At 46.3% G+C, this 22,974-nt stretch carries 14 protein-coding genes; 3 read left to right on the plus strand and 11 right to left on the minus strand.

What is annotated here, in order from left to right; translation table 11 throughout:
• The 3 genes from ACED25_RS10725 to ACED25_RS10735 all read left to right on the plus strand — a co-directional run.
• On the plus strand, positions 1-455 hold a 455-nt coding region (locus ACED25_RS10725), incomplete at its 5' end, for a gamma-glutamyl-gamma-aminobutyrate hydrolase family protein (RefSeq protein ID WP_371695248.1).
• 16 nt (positions 456-471) lie between these two features.
• Positions 472-3,702, plus strand: a complete 3,231-nt coding sequence (gene carB / locus ACED25_RS10730; RefSeq protein WP_017101342.1) for a carbamoyl-phosphate synthase large subunit — start codon at positions 472-474, stop codon at positions 3,700-3,702.
• A gap of 219 nt (positions 3,703-3,921) precedes the next feature.
• Positions 3,922-4,701 carry a TSUP family transporter gene (locus ACED25_RS10735; RefSeq protein ID WP_012603222.1) on the plus strand — a complete coding sequence of 260 codons (780 nt, stop codon included), beginning with the start codon at positions 3,922-3,924 and terminating at the stop codon, positions 4,699-4,701.
• Here the strand turns inward: ACED25_RS10735 and ACED25_RS10740 are convergent.
• The 11 genes from ACED25_RS10740 to gltB (ACED25_RS10790) all read right to left on the minus strand — a co-directional run bounded on the left by ACED25_RS10740 (position 4,652) and on the right by gltB (ACED25_RS10790) (position 22,716).
• Positions 4,652-5,497 (minus strand): LysR family transcriptional regulator, encoded by an 846-nt coding sequence (locus tag ACED25_RS10740; RefSeq protein WP_017084776.1) that lies wholly within the window; start codon positions 5,495-5,497, stop codon positions 4,652-4,654. The two genes, ACED25_RS10735 and ACED25_RS10740, sit on opposite strands and share 50 nt — an antisense overlap.
• 91 nt (positions 5,498-5,588) lie before the next feature.
• On the minus strand, positions 5,589-6,170 hold the full coding sequence (locus tag ACED25_RS10745; protein ID WP_017100275.1) for a flavodoxin family protein: 582 nt from the start codon (positions 6,168-6,170) through the stop codon (positions 5,589-5,591).
• 241 nt (positions 6,171-6,411) lie between these two features.
• Positions 6,412-7,029 carry a TRIC cation channel family protein gene (locus ACED25_RS10750; RefSeq protein WP_017100513.1) on the minus strand — a complete coding sequence of 206 codons (618 nt, stop codon included), beginning with the start codon at positions 7,027-7,029 and terminating at the stop codon, positions 6,412-6,414.
• A 74-nt stretch (positions 7,030-7,103) separates the two neighbouring features.
• A complete protein-coding gene (gene btuF, locus ACED25_RS10755) occupies positions 7,104-7,973 on the minus strand; it encodes a vitamin B12 ABC transporter substrate-binding protein BtuF (RefSeq protein WP_017098317.1) in 870 nt (289 codons plus the stop codon).
• Between the two features lies 1 nt (position 7,974).
• Entirely contained in the window at positions 7,975-8,928 is a 954-nt protein-coding gene (locus ACED25_RS10760) for a cobalamin biosynthesis family protein (protein WP_017098318.1), read from the minus strand.
• Between the two features lie 10 nt (positions 8,929-8,938).
• Positions 8,939-9,634 (minus strand): 5'-methylthioadenosine/S-adenosylhomocysteine nucleosidase, encoded by a 696-nt coding sequence (gene mtnN, locus ACED25_RS10765; protein WP_017100512.1) that lies wholly within the window; start codon positions 9,632-9,634, stop codon positions 8,939-8,941.
• Positions 9,635-9,761: 127 nt separating this feature from the next.
• Positions 9,762-10,190, minus strand: a complete 429-nt coding sequence (locus tag ACED25_RS10770; protein WP_017100511.1) for a DUF1499 domain-containing protein — start codon at positions 10,188-10,190, stop codon at positions 9,762-9,764.
• 170 nt (positions 10,191-10,360) lie between these two features.
• Entirely contained in the window at positions 10,361-11,773 is a 1,413-nt protein-coding gene (locus ACED25_RS10775; protein WP_029225425.1) for an FAD-dependent oxidoreductase, read from the minus strand.
• A gap of 16 nt (positions 11,774-11,789) precedes the next feature.
• A complete protein-coding gene (gltB, locus tag ACED25_RS10780; RefSeq protein WP_371695249.1) occupies positions 11,790-16,253 on the minus strand; it encodes a glutamate synthase large subunit in 4,464 nt (1,487 codons plus the stop codon).
• Positions 16,254-16,699: 446 nt separating this feature from the next.
• A complete protein-coding gene (locus ACED25_RS10785) occupies positions 16,700-18,169 on the minus strand; it encodes a glutamate synthase subunit beta (RefSeq protein WP_017098322.1) in 1,470 nt (489 codons plus the stop codon).
• Positions 18,169-22,716, minus strand: coding sequence for a glutamate synthase large subunit (gene gltB, locus ACED25_RS10790; protein WP_371695250.1), 4,548 nt, complete (start codon positions 22,714-22,716; stop codon positions 18,169-18,171). Before gltB (ACED25_RS10790) ends, ACED25_RS10785 begins: the two co-directional genes overlap by 1 nt.
• Between the last annotated feature and the right edge of the window lie 258 nt (positions 22,717-22,974).

Consider the following 22,974-nt stretch of genomic DNA (forward strand, 5'->3'; position numbering starts at 1 on the left):
TTGCTCTGAACCCAGACGGTGTTTTCCTTTCAAATGGCCCTGGTGACCCAGAACCATGTACTTACGCAATTGAAGCAACAAAAGTGTTCCTAGAAAAAGGTTTACCAATCTTTGGTATCTGTCTAGGTCACCAGATTCTTGCTCTTGCGTCAGGCGCTAAGACAGTGAAAATGAAGTTTGGTCACCACGGTGCAAACCACCCGGTTAAAGATTTAGATCGTGATGTTGTGATGATTACTTCACAAAACCACGGCTTTGCTGCTGACGAAGATACGCTTCCAGAGACATTACGAGCGACTCATAAGTCTCTATTTGATGGTTCTCTACAAGGTATCCACCGTACAGACAAACCAGCATTTAGCTTCCAAGGTCACCCAGAAGCAAGTCCAGGTCCAGAAGATGCGGCGCCGCTATTCGACCACTTCATTGAATTAATTAAACAGCACACAGCGTAATCCGGAGTAGTAGATAATGCCAAAACGTACTGACATTAAAAGTGTTCTAATTCTAGGTGCTGGTCCGATTGTTATCGGTCAAGCATGTGAGTTTGATTACTCTGGTGCTCAAGCTTGTAAAGCACTTCGCGAAGAAGGTTACCGAGTTATTCTTGTAAACTCGAACCCAGCGACAATCATGACTGACCCAGACATGGCTGATGCGACTTACATCGAACCTATCCAATGGGAAGTGGTTCGTAACATCATCGCTAAAGAGAAGCCTGATGCAGTTCTACCGACAATGGGCGGCCAAACTGCACTTAACTGTGCGTTAGATTTAGAAAAATACGGCGTACTTGAAGAGTTCGGCGTAGAGATGATTGGCGCAACTGCTGACGCTATCGATAAAGCTGAAGACCGCTCTCGTTTTGATAAAGCAATGAAAGCTATTGGTCTTGAGTGTCCAACGGCTGATACAGCGAAAACGATGGAAGAAGCTTACAAAGTTCAAGAAATGGTTGGTTTCCCTTGTATCATTCGTCCATCGTTTACGATGGGTGGTACAGGCGGTGGTATCGCTTATAACAAAGAAGAATTTGAAGAAATTTGTCGTCGTGGTTTGGACTTGTCTCCAACCAACGAACTTCTAATCGATGAGTCACTTATCGGTTGGAAAGAGTACGAGATGGAAGTGGTTCGCGACAAGAACGACAACTGCATCATCGTATGTGCGATTGAAAACTTTGACCCAATGGGTATTCACACGGGTGACTCGATCACCGTGGCTCCTGCTCAAACGCTAACAGACAAAGAATACCAACTAATGCGTAACGCTTCTCTAGCGGTACTGCGTGAGATTGGTGTTGAAACGGGTGGCTCAAACGTACAGTTTGGTATTAACCCGAAAGATGGCCGTATGGTTATCATCGAGATGAACCCACGTGTATCTCGTTCTTCTGCACTTGCTTCTAAAGCAACAGGTTTCCCAATCGCTAAGATTGCAGCGAAACTGGCTGTTGGCTTTACGCTAGACGAGCTAATGAATGACATCACTGGTGGCGCAACACCAGCATCATTCGAACCAACAATCGATTACGTAGTAACTAAGATTCCTCGTTTTAACTTCGAGAAGTTTGCAGGTGCTAACGACCGTCTAACGACTCAAATGAAGTCGGTTGGTGAAGTTATGGCTATCGGTCGTAACCAACAAGAATCTCTACAGAAAGCACTTCGCGGTCTAGAAGTTGGCGCAACTGGTTTTGACGAAATGGTCGACCTAGATGTACCTGACGCTCTAACGACGATTCGCCATGAGCTTAAAGAAGCTGGTTCTGACCGTATTTGGTACATCGCAGATGCTTTCCGTGCTGGTATGTCAGTTGATGGTGTATTCAACCTAACGCAAATTGACCGTTGGTTCCTAGTTCAAATCGAAGACATCGTAAAACTAGAGCAAGAACTTAAAGCGAAAGGTTTTGCTGGTCTGAATAAAGACGAGCTAATGAAGCTTAAGCGTAAAGGTTTTGCTGATGCTCGCCTGTCTAAGATTCTAGGTGTGGCTGAAAGTGAAATTCGTCGTCTACGTGACCAATACGATATTCACCCAGTCTACAAGCGCGTAGATACGTGTGCGGCTGAGTTCTCTTCTGATACGGCTTACATGTACTCATCTTACGATGACGAATGTGAATCGAACCCAACAGACAAAGAGAAAATCATGATCTTAGGCGGCGGTCCAAACCGTATCGGCCAAGGTATTGAATTCGATTACTGTTGTGTACATGCATCTCTAGCACTACGTGAAGATGGCTACGAAACAATCATGGTTAACTGTAACCCTGAGACAGTTTCGACAGACTATGATACGTCTGACCGTCTGTACTTTGAACCAGTAACTCTGGAAGACGTACTAGCAATCGTTCGTGTTGAGAAGCCAAAAGGCGTTATCGTTCAGTACGGTGGTCAAACACCACTGAAACTGGCTCGTGAGCTTGAAGCTGCTGGCGTACCAATCATTGGTACTAGCCCAGACGCAATCGACCGTGCAGAAGACCGTGAGCGTTTCCAAGTTGCTGTTGACCGTCTTGGTCTTCTACAACCAGAAAACGCGACAGTAACAACAATGGAGCAAGCGGTAGAGAAATCTCGTGAAATCGGCTTCCCACTGGTTGTACGTCCTTCTTACGTACTTGGTGGTCGAGCGATGGAAATCGTATACGACGAGCAAGACTTACGCCGCTACTTCAACGAAGCAGTTAGCGTTTCAAACGAATCTCCAGTACTACTTGATAGCTTCCTAGACGATGCTGTTGAAGTGGACGTTGATGCGATTTGTGACGGTGAGCGCGTTGTTATTGCGGGTATCATGGAGCATATCGAGCAAGCGGGTGTTCACTCAGGTGACTCTGCATGTTCTCTTCCGGCTTACACGTTAAGCCAAGAAATCCAAGACGTAATGCGTGAGCAAGTTGAAAAGCTAGCGTTCGAGTTGGGTGTTCGTGGTCTAATGAATACGCAGTTTGCTGTTAAGAACAACCAAGTGTACCTAATCGAGGTTAACCCTCGTGCAGCACGTACAGTGCCGTTCGTATCGAAAGCAACAGGCGCAGCAGTCGCTAAGATTGCAGCTCGTGTGATGGCAGGTCAATCGTTAGAGTCTCAAGGCTTTACGAAAGAAATCATCCCACCATACTACTCAGTGAAAGAAGTTGTTCTTCCGTTCAACAAATTCCCTGGTGTTGACCCACTATTAGGCCCAGAAATGCGCTCTACTGGTGAAGTTATGGGTGTTGGTGCAACGTTTGCTGAAGCATACTCTAAAGCTGAATTGGGTTGTGGTCACATCTACCCTGAAGGCGGTCGTGCATTGCTTTCTGTTCGCGAAGGCGACAAAGAGCGTGTTGTTGACCTAGCATCTAAGCTATCTAAGCTTGGTTACCAGCTAGACGCAACTCACGGTACAGCTGTTATCCTTGGCGAAGCGGGTATCAACCCACGTCTAGTAAACAAGGTACACGAAGGTCGTCCTCACATTCTTGACCGTATCAAGAACAACGAGTATACGTACATCGTGAACACTGCAGCTGGCCGTCAAGCGATTGAAGATTCTAAAGTTCTTCGTCGTGGCGCACTGGCTGAGAAAGTGAACTACACGACTACGCTAAACGCTGCATTCGCGACTTGTATGGCGCACACTGCAGACGCGAAAACGTCAGTAATTTCAGTTCAAGAGCTACACGCACAAGTTAAAGCTTTTCAAGCTTAATTGACTCACGTGTTTCGCTGTTAAGCGGATATAAATGCTCAAAGCCCACTCTTCGGAGTGGGCTTTTTTATGTCTGTCATCTGGTGTCGGTAAATGGTGAAAATCTGGTAATGGCTAAATGATGAAAATTTGGAATAGGTTACAATCTTGTGTTTCGTTGTTGATTGTTTGCTCACGGTGGTAAGTTGTCGCTACACGAGAATTTAAGGCGTTGGGTATATGGAAATCACTCTAGAAATATTGGCTATCTTGTTTGTTGTTGCAACGGCGGCAGGCTTTATTGATGCAATGGCTGGCGGCGGTGGATTGTTGACTCTACCTGCATTGCTAGCGGCCGGAGTGCCACCAACGCAAGCACTGGCAACCAACAAACTTCAAAGCTCATTTGGCAGCTTCTCTGCCAGTTGGTATTTCGTTCGCAACGGTATCGTTAGTATTAAAGAGATGCGCCTCGCGATCTTTTGTACTTTTATTGGCTCTGCAATTGGCGCCGAGTTAGTCCAGCACATTGATGCGAGTTTACTGACTAGCGTGATACCGCTGCTGCTTATCGCTATCTCTCTTTATTTCCTGTTAGCACCCCAAACTAGAGCGTCTGAAGGAAAGCAGAAGATCTCTGAGGCGATGTTTGCTTTGTGTATTGGTGGCGGTGTTGGCTTCTACGATGGCTTTTTTGGCCCAGGAACAGGTTCTATTTTCACCGTTTGTTTTGTCGCTATCGGCCATTTCTCTTTAGTGGATGCAACGGCACGTACTAAGGTTCTTAACTTCACATCGAATATAGCCGCATTGATCTTCTTTATTTTGGCTGGCTTGCCAATTTGGGAGTTGGGATTAGTGATGGCAGTTGGTGGCTTTATGGGCGCTCAACTTGGCGCTAAAGTAGTGGTGACAAAAGGGCAGAAATGGATTCGCCCTCTTGTGATCGTGATGTCGATGTTAATGGCGTCTAAACTGCTTTGGGAACAGCATCAACAATGGATTCTATCAGTATTTTAACCCGTGGAGACTGATAGCTATTTGGCCTTACACAGATATGAATCGGTCTAATCAATCCTTGCAATTCGGGAAAGCTAAACAGGTATTGAGGCTCAATATTGAGTGTCTTTACGATAGAGAGCGGGATCAAAGCCGGCCCCGTTCCTCCCAACGCTAGCTGGGCTGCTGCGGTGTAGGCATCCATCTCCATCAAGGGTTTGATGCCGAACTTTTCAAGCACAGATAACTGGTACGAGTTTGCTGGATTGGTCATATCGTTAGTGATGACCATTGGAGGAAGCTCCGTTAACGGCGACTTACTTACTATGTAAAACGGCTCATCAAACAGGTGGAATGTCATCAACCCATGATGCGGCGGCAATAAGCCAGCACACAACCCCAAAGTCGCCTTGCCCGATTGCACTCGCTCTATGATTCTCGGTGTGTGGTTGGTGGTAATGGTGATGTACTTATCTTGCTGGATAAATTGGCCCATCATTTCACCTAAATAACCGGCTATCAGAGACTTAGAGCTATCTAAAGTAATGAGAGTGGTATCTTCCAACTCTTGCTGTTCATAAATAAGCCCTCTAAGTTCATTGAATGCGGGGCCAATACTCTCGATGAGTGCGATCGCATCCGGCGTCAGTTTTATCTGTCTGCCACTCGGTTCTATGAGTTTCTTACCTAACTTCTTTTCTAAATTAGCAATCCGTTTGCTGACCGCTGATTGGCTGATATAAAGCAAACTGCCGGTGCGGCTCATGGTCTTTGCTTTGCTCAACACCAATAGAGTTTCGATTCCTTCGAGTAACATTGAGTGATATTCATGAAAGTTGGGAATGATTGAACCAAGTTACCTTAAACGCCATTCATTCTCTAGTCTGAGCTCATAGATATTAAATAAGCTAGGTTCTTTTAACTAGGCTCGCGATGCGTTGCCCAAAATAGAAAGCGGTTTTAAGATCATTACTATGGATGTGATTATTGGTGCTCTCAGCCGTCTGATCATCACTGGCGACCAAACCAATACTAGAACCGGTGCGATTCAAACCTAAGTCATCGATATGCTTTGAGATATCAAGCCCTGCCCAAACCATGCCATGCTGACAAGCCAGAGTGAAAAAACTTAACAAGGTTTGTTGTTGCTCACCGTTCAGGCTACCACCAGTAGTGAAACCTGCAGCGAGCTTATTTCGCCATGCTTTTTTACAGTAGGTATCACTGCTCGCATCCATAAAGCTTTTAAACTGTGCGGCTGGTGACCCCATGTAAGTTGGAGCACCAAAGATAATCGCATCACAGCTGTCTAATGCGTTGAGCTTGTCGTCATTGTCATACCTTCCTTCGACTATTTCAGACGAGAGGACTTCAATGAGCAGTGCTGAGTCAGGTTGTTGAGTGTTAATACCTTCAGCGATTGTCTCAGCGACTTGCTTGGTCGCTCCATTCTTAGAGAAGAAAACAATGCCTACTTTATTGATACTCATCTTGAACTCCCTTTTACCAATGTTAGTAAATAAATTAGTTTATAAAGTTATTTGTTTATTAATATAGCCTGTGAATTGGATAAGTAAACAAAAAAGATTACTAACATAGTAATGAATGAGCTAACTAGAGTGTTAGGAAAGGAGGGGATCTTTGAATAATAGAAATAGAGGGGATAAGTGATTTGAAAGCGAATTAAAAAAGGCTCCTTTGCGGAGCCCATTTCTATTTTGTAACGCTAGCCTATTTGATAGCGAAGGTTGGCAATGACAAGTGCCAGCGAATAGCGCCAAGCCTAATCAATAGTGTCGTAAACACACCGGCTAAAAAGGCAGTTTCTGAGTCGTGCCCCATGGTAATTGCCATGGTATGGAAGGCGCCGCCAATGATACAAGCAGTTGCGTAGACTTCACTTCTTAGGATCATTGGGACTTCACGAGCAAGTACGTCACGGATAATGCCGCCACCACAGCCGGTGATCACACCCATGATAATAGCAACCAATGCAGAATCTTGATAAATCAGTGCTTTCTCAACACCAATGCCAACAAATACAGCTAAGCCTATCGCATCACATACTGGCAGGATCCACCAGGCCAGACGCTTGGGACGTCTTACTATAATCATGGTCAGCAAGCAGGTGGTGATGATGACCCAAAGGTAGGTGGTATCGGTGATCCAAAACACGGGAGTTGCACCCAATGCCATGTCACGAATTGTACCGCCGCCAATCGCGGTTACGCTACCTAAAACGGCGACACCAAAGGGATCCATCTTAAGACGGCCAGCGACAAATACGCCCGAGACAGCAAAAATGGCAGTGCCAAATAAATCGATAATATAAAGCAGCATGGAGTCCATGATACTGGTGCTCTTATGGTTGAAATTGTAGGGACAGGTCGGTGGCGAATTGTACGAAAAAACGCAGCAAATAGTTAGTGATTTTGCCTAGCTCTATCGAAGAAATCGCATACTTGTTGGATCGCTTTCAAAGTTCTCGTCGTCGGGCGATTAATCCAGTCAGAATTAAGTGACCAAATTTGATTTTGAGCGACTGCTGGGATCTCGTCCTCCCAAGTTTGCCACATGGTTCCATTCTCAATTGCATGCTGAGAAGTGAAGATCACTTGCGGTTTCCTTAATACAACTTGCTCAATACCAACTTGAGGATAAGGAGAAGCACTGTCTTCGAAAATATTGTGGCCGCCACAAAACTCAAACACCTCACTTGGCCAGTGCCCTTGAGCAACAGTGATGATCGGCTTCTCACTGAGCTGATAAAAGTAGTCTACGGGTCCGGCATCTTTATATTTTAGTCTCAACGCGTTGAGCTGCTCTCTGTATTGTTGAGCGTTATTTTCGCCAATACTTGGATCGCTTGCGAATTGGCTAAGTTGCTCAATATTGGTCGCGATGTTATCTAGGCTCTTGGTTTTTGAGTAATAAATATTAAAACCAAATTGCTCCAGTTTCGCGAGTTCTCTGGGCGGGTTTCCAGCTGGCCATGCGAGAATGAGATCAGGTTGCAGGGCGATGATCTTCTCAACCTTGATGCCTTGGTAATTCGCCACTTTCTCTAGTTTGTCAGCTTGTAGTGGATAATCACTTCGCTCACTCACCGCAACAAGCTTATCACCTAAACCAGCGCTGTATGCGAGTTCAGTGGCATGAGGAGCAAGGCTAACCACACGTTGAGCTGGTTGAACTTTTTCTGAAGTCAGTAGTGTTTCTTCTGCAAATGACAAAGGCAGCCATAAGCTGGAAAACAAAATAGTAAGGCTTGTAACAAGTGCTGATGGTTTCACTCTAAATCCCTTGGTGAACAAATAGTAAGATTAGGCTTTGTAAAAATATCCAGATAGCGATGCGACCAAACAGCAGTTTTTGAACTTGAGACAAGTGCAGCGCTGAAGGGGCGACTCTGCCGCCTAATTTTGCTCGAATAGCTTTGGTGTTGTCGTAAATCGCAGGACCGCCCAGTGACAGCTCAAGCTTGTTGCCGACAGCTGTAATCAACCATGCAGGGCCGGGCAATGGCCAAGAGCGACTCTGAACGAGCATCATCTTGAATGTGTGAGACGCTTTATCGCCACATACAATCATCAAGGCAAACAAGCGCATTGGTATGAATTCTAGGATAGCGACAATCTTGATTGCCGTTGATCCAAATGGAGAAAATCGCTTTCGACTTGGTGACCATGCACGCGCTAACTCAACAATCAGGCGATACATTAACGCGGCGATTCCACCACCAATGGCGTACCAGAATAAAACACAAACCACATTACGAGCGTAACCCATGATGATAGTTTCAGCCGCGGCTTTGCCAAGTCCAAGTGATGACAGTGATTCAGTTTGACGGTTAACAATCGGAGCCAATAACTGGCGAGCCGCGGCTTTATCTTCTCGGCCAAGTGCTTTGATCAACTGATTTGCCAACTTTTCATTGTTACGCCAATCAATAGCGAGTAACAACAGCGCTAATTCAAACAGTTGTGATTGCCAAACCAGTGGCTGCAGTGCCAATAGAATAACCAGAGTCGGCAAGACCATTAACCCCCAAGCTAAAGTGCCTGAGATTAAGCTTTGGGAATAATTTTGATTGTTATTAACCTTGGTTGCTAAAAGTTCAGCAAACTTATGCCATAAGGTCGTGGGATGTGCGGCATGGGGGATAGGTAAAATTAAATGAAAAAGCAGTGCTCCCCACATTACAAGGAGCACGCCATTTGCAAATACCTGATCAAACAGTGTTTGCATGTCTAGTCGCTTACTTTAGTAGGGCAACCATCTTGATAACCATCTCAGAAGAGCTTTGTGCTGCTAGTGGCAGGAACTCTTCGAAGCTCATTGGTGATTCTTTGTCTGCAACGTCAGAGATTGCACGAACAACCACGAATGGTACTTGGAATTGGTGACAAGCTTGAGCGATAGCCGATGCTTCCATCTCTACAGCAACCACTGATGGGAAGTGCTTGCGGATGAACGCTTGACGTTCTGCTGTGCAAACAAATGCGTCGCCAGTACAGATAAGACCGCGAACGGCGTGCTTATCTTCCATTTGTGCTAGAGCTTGTTCAGCAACAGCCATCAGTTTGTCGTCAGCTTTGAACGCTGCTGGTTGACCTGCCATTTGACCAATTTCGTAACCGAAAGCTGTAACGTCAGCATCGTGGTGACGAACTTCAGTAGAGATAACCACATCGCCAAGGTTCAGTGTTGAATCAAAACCGCCAGCAGAGCCAGTGTTTAGAACGACATCTGGTTGGTATTCACTTAGCAGGATTGAAGTACCAACAGCGGCTGCTACTTTACCAATGCCTGATTGAAGCAAAACAACGTCAACACCATTTAGCTGACCAGAGAAAAAGGTACAACCGCCTTTATTAACTTCAGTAATGTCTGAAATTGCTGCTTTTAGGATCGCAACTTCTTGCTCCATTGCGCCAATGATGCCGATTTTCATGTGTAGTCTCTTAATAAAAAATATTTAAACAGTAGAGCGAAATTGTAACATGGAAGAGAAGTGTCGAGCGACTGCCCAGAAGCACTTCTCATCCGAATACAGACGATTTATCTGTGTATTCTTTTATCTATTTGATTAAGCCTTCGCTTTTCAAGCTAGCACGAAGTTGTTCAGCACGTTTTCGGTTTACGCCAAAGTCAGAATGGCCAGTGCGAGACTCTGAACGCACGATCAGTTTGCCATCAGTGATCTTAAGCTCTAAGTCATCGACAAAGCGCATGATACGCGAGGTGCATTCAACACGTAGGTAGTCTTCCGTTTTACTGGCTGTTTTTGCGCCCGGTAAGGTCAGCGCAACCTGCTCAATGGCATCTAATTTTGCTGAATCTGATAACTCAAACAAGGCCAATGCATGCTGTTCACGGTCATCTTGAGTTGAAACGCAGTTTGGTTTGTCTCCACAAGGTGATGAAGTTCTGTCTTTCATGTCCGTGATTCCTTGGCTGCAAGCGGTTAGAGTTAAAAGAGATAGAGAAAGGAGAGCGGCTTTTTTCATAGTGTTTCCTATGGCTTGTTTTTAATTCTAATTGTAGTTATCGGTATTGGCTTATTTGTAATTGTTTTACGTATTTTCGTGATGCTTGTGATAAACGAATCTAATTCAAAAAAGGATCCATCATTGGATCCTTTTTTATAGTAACGAACTGAGTAATAAAGGAAACCCAATCACACTTCTAGGTAATCCAAGATCCCTTCTGCGGCTTTACGGCCTTCATCGATAGCGGTTACCACTAAGTCAGAGCCTCGAACGGCATCGCCACCAGCGAATATCTTGCTGTTGGTGGTTTGGTATTGAAACTCTTGTTTGCCGGGAGCCTTGATGCGACCCCATTGGTCGAGCTCTACACCAAATGGTTCTAGCCATTCCATTGCATGAGGTTGGAAACCAAATGCCATGATCACGGCATCAGCCTCAAGAACATGCTCACTGCCTTCAACCGGTTCAGGACGACGGCGGCCTGCCTCATCTGGTTCACCCAAGGCTGTTTTCATCACTTTAACGCCAGTCACATGACCGGATGAATCGGTTTCCAGTGCTAATGGTTGAAGGTTGAACATGAACTTCACGCCTTCCTCTTTCGCATTTTTCACCTCTCGGCGAGAGCCCGGCATGTTCGCTTCATCTCGGCGATAAGCACAAACAACATTAGCAGCGTGTTGACGAATCGACGTTCGGACACAGTCCATTGCAGTATCACCACCACCAAGCACGACTACTTTCTTGCCTTTCATGTCGATGAATGGCGTTGGGTTATCCAGTTCCATGACCTTGTAGGTATTGGAAACAAGAAATGGTAGGGCATCATAAACGCCCGGAGCTTCTTCGTTGTCTAATCCAGCACGCATATTTTTATAGGTGCCGACACCTAAGAAAACGGCATCATAATCATCGACAAGTTGTTGTAGTTGAACGTCTTTGCCGACTTCGGTATTCATTTTAAATTCGACCCCCATACCACTAAAGATACGGCGACGGTTTTCCATGATGCCTTTCTCAAGCTTGAACGATGGGATACCAAACGTCAGCAGGCCACCGATCTCAGGGTAGCGGTCAAATACCACGGCCTTCACACCGTTTCGAACTAAGATATCAGCTGCTGCAAGACCTGCTGGGCCTGCGCCGATGATCGCGACCTTTTTGTCGGTCCATTCAACGTGAGACATGTCTGGCTTCCAGCCCATCTCAAACGCTTTGTCATTGATGTATTTTTCAATGTTGCCGATGGTTACTGCGCCGAAATCATCGTTGAGGGTACAAGATCCCTCGCACAGCCGATCCTGAGGACAAACTCGTCCACACACCTCAGGTAAGCTGTTGGTTTGGTGAGACAGTTCAGCGGCTTCGATAATGCGCCCTTCATTGGCAAGCTTAAGCCACTGAGGGATGTAGTTATGAACTGGACATTTCCATTCACAGTAAGGGTTACCACAGTCTAAACAACGGTCAGCTTGCGCTTTGGCTTGTTGCTTAGTGAAAGGTTCGTAGATCTCTACAAACTCAATCTTACGTATCTTGATTGGTTTCTTCGCTGGGTCTACGCGATTCACATCAATAAATTGGTATACATTCTGGCTCATGATTGGCTCCTTCCAATTATTGCGCTTGAACACGAAGTTCAGCAGAGCTACGGCTTTGGTGACCGAGCAAGGTGTTAAGATCCGCCGTCTTTGGCTTCACTAGGTAGAACTTCGGAATCCATTCATCAAAGTTCGCCAGAATAGCTTCAGCGTGTACTGAGCCAGTCTCTTCTAAGTGCTCTGCAATCAGGCCGCGTAGATGTTCTTGGTGGATAAATAGATCAGACAGAGAAAGCGCTTCGACCGATTCGTTGTTCACACGGCCTTGGAAGTCTTCATTCTTATCCATGACATAAGCAAAACCACCCGTCATACCCGCGCCGAAGTTGACGCCAGTTGCGCCAAGAATGGCAACAATACCGCCAGTCATGTATTCACAGGCGTTGTCACCCGCACCTTCAATCACAGCAACGGTACCTGAGTTACGCACGCCAAATCGTTCGCCCGCAGTACCTGCGGCAAATAGCTTGCCTCCGGTTGCGCCATACAGACAAGTGTTGCCTATGATGGTCGCTTCGTTACAAGTAAATGCGGTGCCTTGGTGCGGCTTGATAACCACTTTGCCGCCAGCCATGCCTTTGCCAACATAGTCATTGGCATCGCCTGTCAGATATAGCTCTACGCCTCCGGCGTTCCAAACCGCAAAGGATTGGCCTGCTGTACCATCGAGATACAACTTAATTGGTGAGCCAGCCATACCTTGGTTACCGTAACGTTTGGCAATTTCACCAGAGATACGAGCACCAATCGAGCGATCGGTGTTGATCACGTTGTAGTAAAGGCTGGTGGATTGACGTTTCTCAATCGCATCAATTGCATCATCAAGGATCTGTTGGTTGAGCTGAGCCTTATCAAATGGTGCGTTTGGCTCAGTCCAAAACAGTGGGTGACCTTCTGGAGATACTGGAGCTTCGAGTATTGAAGAGAGATCGAGTTTGCTCTGTTTCGCAGTGAGGCCTTGAACGGCTTCAAGCAAGTCAGTACGACCAATCAGATCAGTAAGTTTCTCTACGCCAAGTTCTGCAAGGTACTGGCGAACTTCATCGGCTAGGCCGGTAAAGTAGTTCACCACCATGTCTGGTAGGCCTTTGAAGTATTCACGACGTAGGGTTTCATCTTGAGTCGCCACACCCGTCGCACAGTTATTTAGGTGACAAATTCTTAAGAACTTACAACCCATGGCGACCATTGGTGCGGTACCAAAACCAAAGCTCTCTGCACCTAAAATCGCGCCTTTAATGACGTCGAGGCCGGTTTTTAAACCACCATCGACTTGCAGACGGATCTTATGACGAAGTCCGTTGGCAACTAGTGCTTGTTGAGTCTCGGCTAAGCCAAGCTCCCAAGGACAACCTGCGTATTTCACTGAAGTCAGCGGGCTTGCCGCGGTACCACCGTCGTAACCGGAGATCGTAATCAAGTCGGCATAAGCTTTCGCTACACCCGTAGCAATGGTGCCTACACCCGGTTCAGATACTAACTTTACTGAAACCAAGGCGTTAGGGTTAACTTGCTTAAGGTCGAAAATCAGCTGCGCCAGATCTTCGATAGAATAAATATCGTGATGTGGAGGAGGAGAGATCAGAGTCACGCCTTGAACTGAGTATCTCAGCTTAGCGATTTCTGCCGTGACTTTATGACCCGGTAGTTGACCGCCTTCGCCTGGTTTCGCACCTTGTGCGACTTTGATTTGTAGAACATCCGCATTGGTTAAGTAATGTGGCGTCACACCAAAACGACCAGAAGCTATCTGTTTAATTCGTGAGTTGCGATCAGTCCCAAAGCGTCGTGGATCTTCACCACCTTCACCAGAGTTGGAATAACCACCTAAGCGGTTCATCGCCATGGCCAGCGCTTCATGAGCTTCTGGGCTCAAGGCACCAATCGACATGGCTGCCGAGTCGAAGCGTTTAAAGAGATCGCTACTCGGCTCGACTTGTTCTAGAGGTAGAGGTTGATCGGCTTTTTTGAGGCTCATTAAGTCGCGCAGCATAGCAGCTGGGCGAGCATTAACTTGCTTCGCAAAAGATTGATAATCTGATGTTTCGCCTGTCTTTACGGCGGTTTGCAAGGTACTGACTACATCTGGGTTGTACGCGTGGTATTCGCCGCCATGTACATATTTGAGTAAGCCACCATGTTCCAGTGGTTTACGCTTAGTCCATGCTTTACGAGATAGATTATAGATATCTTGTTGGAAGTCGCTAAAGCTAGCGCCTTGGATACGAGTCGTTACGCCACGGAAACACAAATCAACGACATCGGTATGTAAGCCGACCGCCTCAAATAACTGCGAGCAGCGATACGAAGCAATTGTCGATATACCCATCTTCGACATGATCTTATACAGACCTTTGTTGATGCCGTTTTGGTAATTTTGCAATGCAGTGCGATAGTCTTTATCTAATGAACCCTCGTCCAACATTTTGCCCAGAGCTTCATAAGCGAGATACGGGTAAACCGCGGTTGCGCCGAAGCCAAGCAGTACGGCAAATTGGTGTGGGTCACGTGCGGTTGCTGTTTCAACTACTATGTTAGCATCACAACGCAGGTTGTTGTCTGCAAGTCGAGTTTGCACCGCACCGACCGCTATGGCTGCTGGAACGGGTAGCTTACCTTTCTCTAAACCTTTGTCTGAAAGCACAACCAAAACGGCGCCGTCACGTACATCTTGAACTGCACGATCACACAAGTCGTTGATGGCTTGTTCGAGCTCTTTTTCTGCTGGGTCATAGTGCATGCTAAGAATCGTATGGCCATAATGCTTTTGATTTAATTGCAGAAGTTGCTGCATATCAGAATAAAGCAGAACGGGTGAATCAAACGTCACACGGTAAGCATGCCCATCGGTTTCACAGAACACATTCATCTCTTGGCCGATACTGGTTGCCAGAGACATAACGTGTTTTTCACGCAAAGGATCAATCGGTGGGTTGGTGACTTGAGCAAACTTCTGACGGAAATAGTCGGTGATTAGGCGCTCTTTAGAAGACAGCACTGCCATTGGCGTATCGTCGCCCATAGAACCGACCGCTTCTTGTCCCATGTCACCGAGTACACGCAGTACTTGGTCTGACTCTTCGTTGCTCATTGCAAACTGTTTTTGATAGGTCTTTAGGGTGTCATCATCAAAATTACGCTTACCGACTTGGTCATCTGCTAGTGCGGAAAACGGTGTTAATTTGTGAACGTTCTTATCCATCCACTCTTTATATGGGTGACGGCCTTTAAGATCATTGTCGATCTCGTTCGACTGCCATAGCTTACCGCGACGCGTATCAATAACGAGTAATTCACCAGGGCCAACACGTCCTTTCTCTGCCACTTCGTCTGGCGCATAATTCCAGATACCGACTTCAGATGCCAAGGTGATTAGGTTGTCTTTTGTGATCACATAGCGAGCAGGGCGTAATCCGTTTCTGTCGAGGTTACATGCAGCATAACGGCCGTCAGACAGTACGATACCCGCTGGACCATCCCACGGTTCCATGTGCTTGGAGTTGAAATCGTAAAAGGCACGAAGCTCAGGATCCATGTCTGGGTGGTTTTGCCAAGCGGGCGGCACAAGCATACGCATCGCTCGGAATACATCCATACCACCGGCAAGGAATAGATCGAGCATGTTGTCTAAGCTTGAGGAGTCTGATCCTGTCTCATTCACAAAAGGTGCGGCCGTTTGTAAATCGGGCAGCAGCGGCGAAGAGAATTTATAGGCACGAGCCTTGGCCCATTGACGGTTACCCTCGATGGTATTGATTTCACCATTGTGCGCCAAATAACGGAATGGTTGAGCAAGTGGCCAACGCGGTTGTGTGTTGGTTGAAAAGCGCTGGTGGAACAGACATATTGCTGATTCCATACGTAAGTCAGCAAGATCGAGGTAAAATCGCGGAAGATCGGCGGGCATACACAAGCCTTTGTAGACCATGACTTGAGTCGACAGGCTACAAATATAAAAATCTTTGTCTTCGGTGATCTGCTTTTCAATTCGACGACGAGCGATATAAAGGCGTCGTTCAATATCGCGCTCACGCCAACCTGCTGGGGCCGAGATAAACACTTGTTGAATATTGGGAACAGAATCTTTGGCGATTGGGCCTAATACGTCGGTGTTGGTCGGCACGACACGCCAACCTGCAACGGTTAACGTTTCTTGAGCGAGTTCTTTATTGACGATGTCTTGCGCCGATTGCGCTTTGATTGGATCTTGGCTGAAGAAAATCATGCCGACAGCGTATTGCTTGCCGAGCTTGAAGTTATTCTCTTCAGCAATAATTCTGAGATAAGAGTCTGGCTTCTGTAGCAATAAGCCACAGCCATCTCCGGTTTTACCATCCGCGGCGATACCACCACGGTGTGTCATGCGATCGAGGGCTGAAATAGCAGTTCGCACCAACTTATGACTCGGTTGGCCTTCCATTTGCGCTATTAAACCAAATCCACAGTTGTCTTTTTCAAGACTAGGATCATATAGAGCCATTGCAATTCTCCCTTTTGCTTCGCTGTCATCCAGACAGTAAATGACTAACTATTCATGTACTTGTTATTTTTTATGAACTTGTTCTTATATAAACTGATAGTTTGTTTTTAGCTAGCTAAAACGTTATTGGTTGTGTTAACAAAACCGATTGGTTTTATTTTCATCAGCTTTACAACGTATAGCTAATTGTGTTTAAGGTCAAGTTCATGGTTAATTATCATGTGTAAACGCGATTAACCACGTAATAATCTGAAATAGTCGATGAAGATCAATGAGATATAAGAGCTAGATGTTAACGAGATTTAACATGCACAGCCGGAGTGATTGAGAAAGAGTTAAAGGCCAGATAGAAAAAAGGCTAGCATCGAGTGCTAGCCAAACATAAAAGTTAGGAAGGGTGTTGCTTTTCCTCTAGGCTAACGTCATCGACGCTAGCCCGAGAAATATTATGCGGAAAGCATGAGTGAATCTGCTTTCGCTTCTAAGTTTGAGTTACCCATTAAGAAGTCATCAATGGCAATTGCACATTCACGACCTTCATTAATACAACGTACAACCAGAGATTGACCAGTACGCATATCACCAGCAGCGAAAACGCCTTTCTGGTTGGTCGCAAAGCCTTCAGAAGCAACGTTACCACGCTCGTCCAGTTTAATGTCTAGCTGAGCAAGCACGCCTGTTGGCTCTGGGTGTAAGAAGCCCATTGCAAGGAATGCCATGTCACAAGGGATAACACGTTCAGAGTTCGCTACTTCATCAAAACCTGGACGTTCGCCTGGTTTTGCGTCTTGCCAAACGATGTCAGCGATACGAAGTCCGGTTACATTACCGTTATCGTCAGAGATGAACTCTTTAGTCAGGATGTTCCAATGACGTTCACAACCCTCTTCGTGAGAAGTGGTCGTTTTCATGATCATTGGGTATTGAGGCCAAGGCATATTTGCAGGGCGTTTCTCTGGTGGGATCGGCATGATCTCAACCTGAGTAATGCTTGCTGCTTTATGACGGTTTGATGTGCCCACACAGTCAGACCCCGTATCACCACCACCGATAACCACAATGTGCTTATCTTTAGCGTGAAGTTCTTCTGTCTTAAGATCTAGGTCGTTGGCACGGCGGTTGTTTTGACCAAGGAATTCCATGGCAAAGTGAACGCCTTTCAGCTCACGACCTGGGATTGGCAAGTCACGTGGAACCGTAGAACCACCCGTTAGCAATACCACATCAAATTCTTGGCGTAGCTGTTGAGCATTAACATCAACACCGATGTGTTGGTTCACTTTAAACTCAACGCCAGCTTCAGCCATTAGGTTGATCTTACGATCAATCACGTCCATACCCAGTTTGAAATCTGGGATACCGAAGCGAAGTAGACCACCGACTTTCTCGTCACGTTCAAATACCGTTACCGAGTGACCAGCGCTGTTTAGCTGCTCAGCTGCGGCTAAGCCAGCAGGACCTGAACCGATAACCGCGACAGTTTTACCTGTACGAGAGCGTGGTGTCTTAGGCTTTGCGTACCCTTCACGGTACGCAGTTTCTACAATCGTTTTCTCGATATTACAGATAGTGATTGGGTCTTGGTTGATGCCAAGAACACAGGCACTTTCACAAGGAGCAGGACAAACACGACCTGTAAACTCAGGGAAGTTGTTGGTAGAGCTTAGAATGTTCCAAGCCTCTTCCCAGCTGTCACGATAAACCGCGTCATTGAATTCTGGGATGATGTTACCAATCGGACAGCCGTTGTGACAGAAAGGTACGCCACAGTCCATACAACGAGATGCTTGAGTACTGATCTTTTCACCAAACTCTTCGTTAAGTACGAACTCTTTGTTGTCTTCAATTCGAACTGACGGGTCGAGCTTTTTTGGAAGCTCACGACCGTGTTCTAAAAATCCAGTAGGCTTACCCATTATACTGCCTCCACTTCTTCCGTTTGTGCCTGTTGTGCTTCAGCTTTACGCTTCTCAAGAACTGCTTTGTAGTCGCGTGGCATTACTTTAACTAGTGATGCGACACTTACTTCAAAGTTGTCTAGGAAAGACTGAGCAACTTCACTTCCTGTGAATTCAACATGCTTCGTTAGCATATCTAGTAGAAGATCTTTATCTTCTTGTTCAATTGGATCTAGGTCTACAAGTTCTGCGTTGAGCTTGGTTTCGAAGTCGCCTGCTTTATCCCAAACATAAGCGACACCGCCACTCATACCTGCAGCAAAGTTACGACCCGTTGAGCCAAGGATAATTGCCGCGCCACCTGTCATGTATTCACAACCGTGGTCACCAACACCCTCAACAACAACCTTCGCACCAGAGTTACGAACACAGAAACGTTCGCCAGCCATACCGCGAATGAAAGATTCACCTGAGGTTGCACCGTAGAAACATACGTTACCCACAACGATGTTGTCTTCAGCAACGATAGTAGATTTCGCATCTGGGTACAGTACCAAAGTACCGCCAGACAGACCTTTACCCCAGTAATCGTTCGCGTCGCCTTCTACTTCGAACTTAACGCCTTTCGCAAGGAACGCACCGAACGATTGACCTGCACTACCGTGGAACTTAACGTTCATTGGCTGTGGTAAACCTTGATCTTTGTAAACTTTCGAAATTTCATTCGATAGCATCGTACCCGCAGAGCGGTCCGTGTTGATGATAGGGAAGGTCGCATTCACGGCTTCGCCTTTCTCAAGCGCTGGAATGGCAGCTTGAATCAGTTTACGGTCAAGAACATCTTCTAGGTTGTGGTTTTGTTGTCTCTGGTTGTAGATACCGTCGTCTTCACGCGCCTGCTCAATGTGCAGTACAGGTGTTAGGTCGAGGTTCTTGTACTTCCAGTGACCGATGTCATCACGAACTTTAAGTTTGTGCGATTGACCAACCATCTCATCGATAGAGCGGAAGCCAAGTTCAGCCATTACTTCACGCAGACCTTCTGCCATGTATTGGAAGAACGTTACTACGTCTTCTACGCGGCCGTCGAAACGCTCACGCAGGGTCTTGTTTTGTGTTGCGATACCAACAGGACATGTATTCTTGTGACACTTACGCATCATGATACAGCCTTCAACCACTAGAGCTGCTGTTGCTACGCCCCATTCTTCAGCGCCAAGTAACGTTGCTACTGCAAGGTCTCGTGGTGTTTTCATCTGACCATCAGACTGAACAACGATACGGTTACGTAGGCCGTTTTTCAGTAGTGTTTGGTGAGTTTCCGCTAGACCCAGCTCCCAAGGCAGACCGGTGTGACGGATAGAAGACATAGGAGATGCACCCGTACCACCATCAAAACCTGCGATAAGTACCACGTCAGCTTTCGCTTTTGCTACACCCGATGCAATCGTACCTACGCCTGCTTCTGATACTAGCTTCACGTTGACACGGCCGTTACGGTTCGCGTTTTTCAGATCGTAGATCAGCTGAGCCAAATCTTCGATTGAGTAGATATCGTGGTGTGGCGGTGGAGAGATAAGACCTACGCCGGGAGTCGAGTGACGTGTTGCACCGATCCAATCATCAACCTTATCACCAGGTAGTTGACCACCTTCGCCAGGTTTTGCACCTTGAGCCATCTTGATTTGCAGCTCATCAGCGTTAGATAGGTAGTAAGACGTCACACCAAAGCGACCAGAAGCCACCTGTTTGATTGCTGAACGCTCCCAGTCACCGTTTTCTTTACGTTCGAAACGAGCTGGATCTTCACCACCTTCACCTGAGTTTGACTTCGCGCCAATGCGGTTCATTGCAACAGCCAGTGTTGAGTGAGCCTCATGTGAGATTGAACCAAAGCTCATTGCGCCGGTTGCGAAACGCTTAAGGATGTTCTCGATGGGTTCTACTTCCGCTAGAGGAATAGAGCCTGCAGGATTCTTGATGAAATCCAGTTGGCTACGTAGCGTTGCTGCGTTGTCGCCTTGGTCATCAACTGCTTTTGCGTACTTCTTGAATTGACCGTAATCTTTGTTACGCGTCGACTCTTGAAGTAGAGAAATCGTTTCAGGGTTGAATAGGTGCTTCTCGCCACGTTGTTTCCACTGGTAAACACCGCCAACATCAAGGATCTGAGCTGGGATTTCACGAGCTGGGTAACCAACACGGTGACGAACTAGCACTTCTCGTGCGATATCATCGATCGTTAGACCTTGGATACGAGAAACAGTACCAGTGAAGTATTTTTCAACCACTGACTTGCTTACACCAAGTGCTTCAAAGATTTGCGCACCGTGGTAAGACTGTAGCGTAGAGATCCCCATCTTAGAGAAGATCTTCAGTAGACCGCCGTTGACACCTTTACGGTAGTTATCGAATAACTCACGTGGGTGTACGTTTGGATCTAGCTTCTTTGTACGTTGCAGTTCAACAATCGTTTCAATAACTAGGTATGGGTTAACTGCGTTCGCACCGTAGCCGATTAGCGTTGCAAAGTGGTGTGTCTCGCGAGCATCGCCCGTTTCAACAACAATGTCACACTTAGCTCTTAGACCTTTACGGATAAGATGGTGGTGAACCGCGCCAACTGCCAGCATTGCTGGAATAGCGGCGTGGGTAGAGTTAACCGCACGGTCTGTCAGTAGGATGATAGAGTAGCCATCAATCACAGCGTCTTCTGCGTATTGGCAGATACGCTTAAGTGCGCGCTCTAACTTACCGTTGTCTCCGTTTGCTTGGAATACGATATCCAGCGTCTTCGCTTGAAGGTGCTCGTTATCGATTGCACGTAGCTTCTCTAACTCAGAGTTAGACAGAACTGGAGACTCAAGTTCTACTTTTTGACAGTGTTCAGGCGTTTCAGCAAGTAGGTTCTGATCCTTACCTAGGTAAGTGTTCAGAGACATAACCATACGCTCACGAATCGGATCGATTGGCGGGTTTGTTACTTGTGCAAATAATTGCTTGAAGTAGTTTGAAAGGTGCTGCGATTGATGAGAAAGAATCGCTAGCGGCCAGTCAGCGCCCATTGCAGAAAGTGGCTCGTAGCCTGTTTTTGCAAGAGGTAGAATGATTTCGTTTACTTCTTCAGAGCTCACACCAAACGATTGTTGTTTATGAAGCAACTTTTCTGGAGAAGGTTGGTTAAATTCGTTGTTCGCATCAGGTAGCTTTTTCAAGCTCAGAAGGTTCTCTTCAACCCATTTTTCGTAGGGTTGTGCTTTAGCAATACCGTCTTTCACTTCTTCGTCAGAAATGATGCGGCCTTGCTCAAGGTCAGCAACGAAGATACGACCTGGTTGTAAACGACCACGGTATTCAACATTTTCGGGAGCGATCTCAACAACACCAGATTCAGACGCCATCACTAGGAAGTCGTCTTTCGTTACTGTGTAGCGAGAAGGACGCAGACCGTTACGGTCAAGCGTTGCACCAACTTGAACACCATCAGTGAAGCAGACAGAAGCTGGGCCATCCCATGGTTCCATTACGTTCGCGTGGTACTGGTAGAACGCACGACGAGTTGGATCCATGTTTTTGTTTTCTTGCCATGCTTCAGGGATCATCATCATTAATGCGTGTGGCAGAGTACGACCTGAAAGAACAAGTAGCTCAAGCGCCATATCGAAGTTTGATGAATCCGAGCTACCTTCCTGACAGATAGGAAGCAGCATGTCGATTTCAGCTTGTGTAAACAGATCCGACTCTAGTATTGCTTCACGTGCTTTCATCCAGTTTAGATTGCCGCGAACCGTATTGATTTCGCCATTATGCGCTATGTAACGGAAAGGCTGAGCCAGACGCCAACGAGGGAATGTATTGGTAGAGAAGCGAGAGTGTACAAGTGCTAGAGCTGTCACCATAGTTGGGTTTTGCAGGTCTAGGAAGTACTGAGGAACTTGTTCTGTTGTTAGCTGACCTTTGTACACCAATGTCTTGTAAGACATAGAGTTGATGTAGAAGTCGTCACCGATGTTTGACACGCTTTCTAGGCATACACGAACAGTGTAGTTACGTAGAACATACAGTTTACGCTCAAGCTCTTCTGGTGTGATACCAGGGCCGCCAGAAATAAATACGTGTTCAAATTGAGGTTCAGTGCTTAGTGGGTCAGCACCAATCATTGAATTGTCAGTTGGAAGTTCTCGGTAACCGATCACTTCTAACTCAAGGCGCTGTGCATTGCGTTCTAGAATGTCACGACACTGTGCACGTTTGTATTCATCCTTAGGGAAAAGTACAACACCAACACCATATTTTTCAAAAGATGGCAGTTTAATTCCAAGCTTTACGGCTTCTTCTAGTAAGAATTCGTGTGGCTTCTGTAGCAGGATACCTGCACCATCACCAGAACACGGATCACAGCCTTGGCCGCCACGGTGTTCCATACGTGCAAGCATATCGAGTGCTTGAGTTACTACATCATGAGATTTGCGATTCTTAAGATGAGCAACAAAACCGATACCACAAGCGTCATGCTCCAATTCAGGAGTATACAGACCCTGTGAGTTCTGCTCTTGATCTACCATAGATACATCCTTCCAGTTAAATCTAGGCGCAACTTATTTGTATAAAGTCAGCCTTGTCCTTTTATATTTATGGGTCTAAACCTGCCTATGCTGGCGGTTTGAATCCTTTCCGTATCTCGCAGGAAAAGTATTGCGAGAAAAACAATCCTTAGTGATACCTGTTTATTTTTAACCACAAACTAGTGGTTTATATAGGTGGGAGTTAGATATCACCGACTTATTGGCAAGTTTTCGATGTAAGTAAACACTCAGAAATAG

This window comes from Vibrio sp. 1F263, assembly GCF_041439035.1.
In the GTDB taxonomy this organism is placed as follows: domain Bacteria; phylum Pseudomonadota; class Gammaproteobacteria; order Enterobacterales; family Vibrionaceae; genus Vibrio; species Vibrio tasmaniensis_A.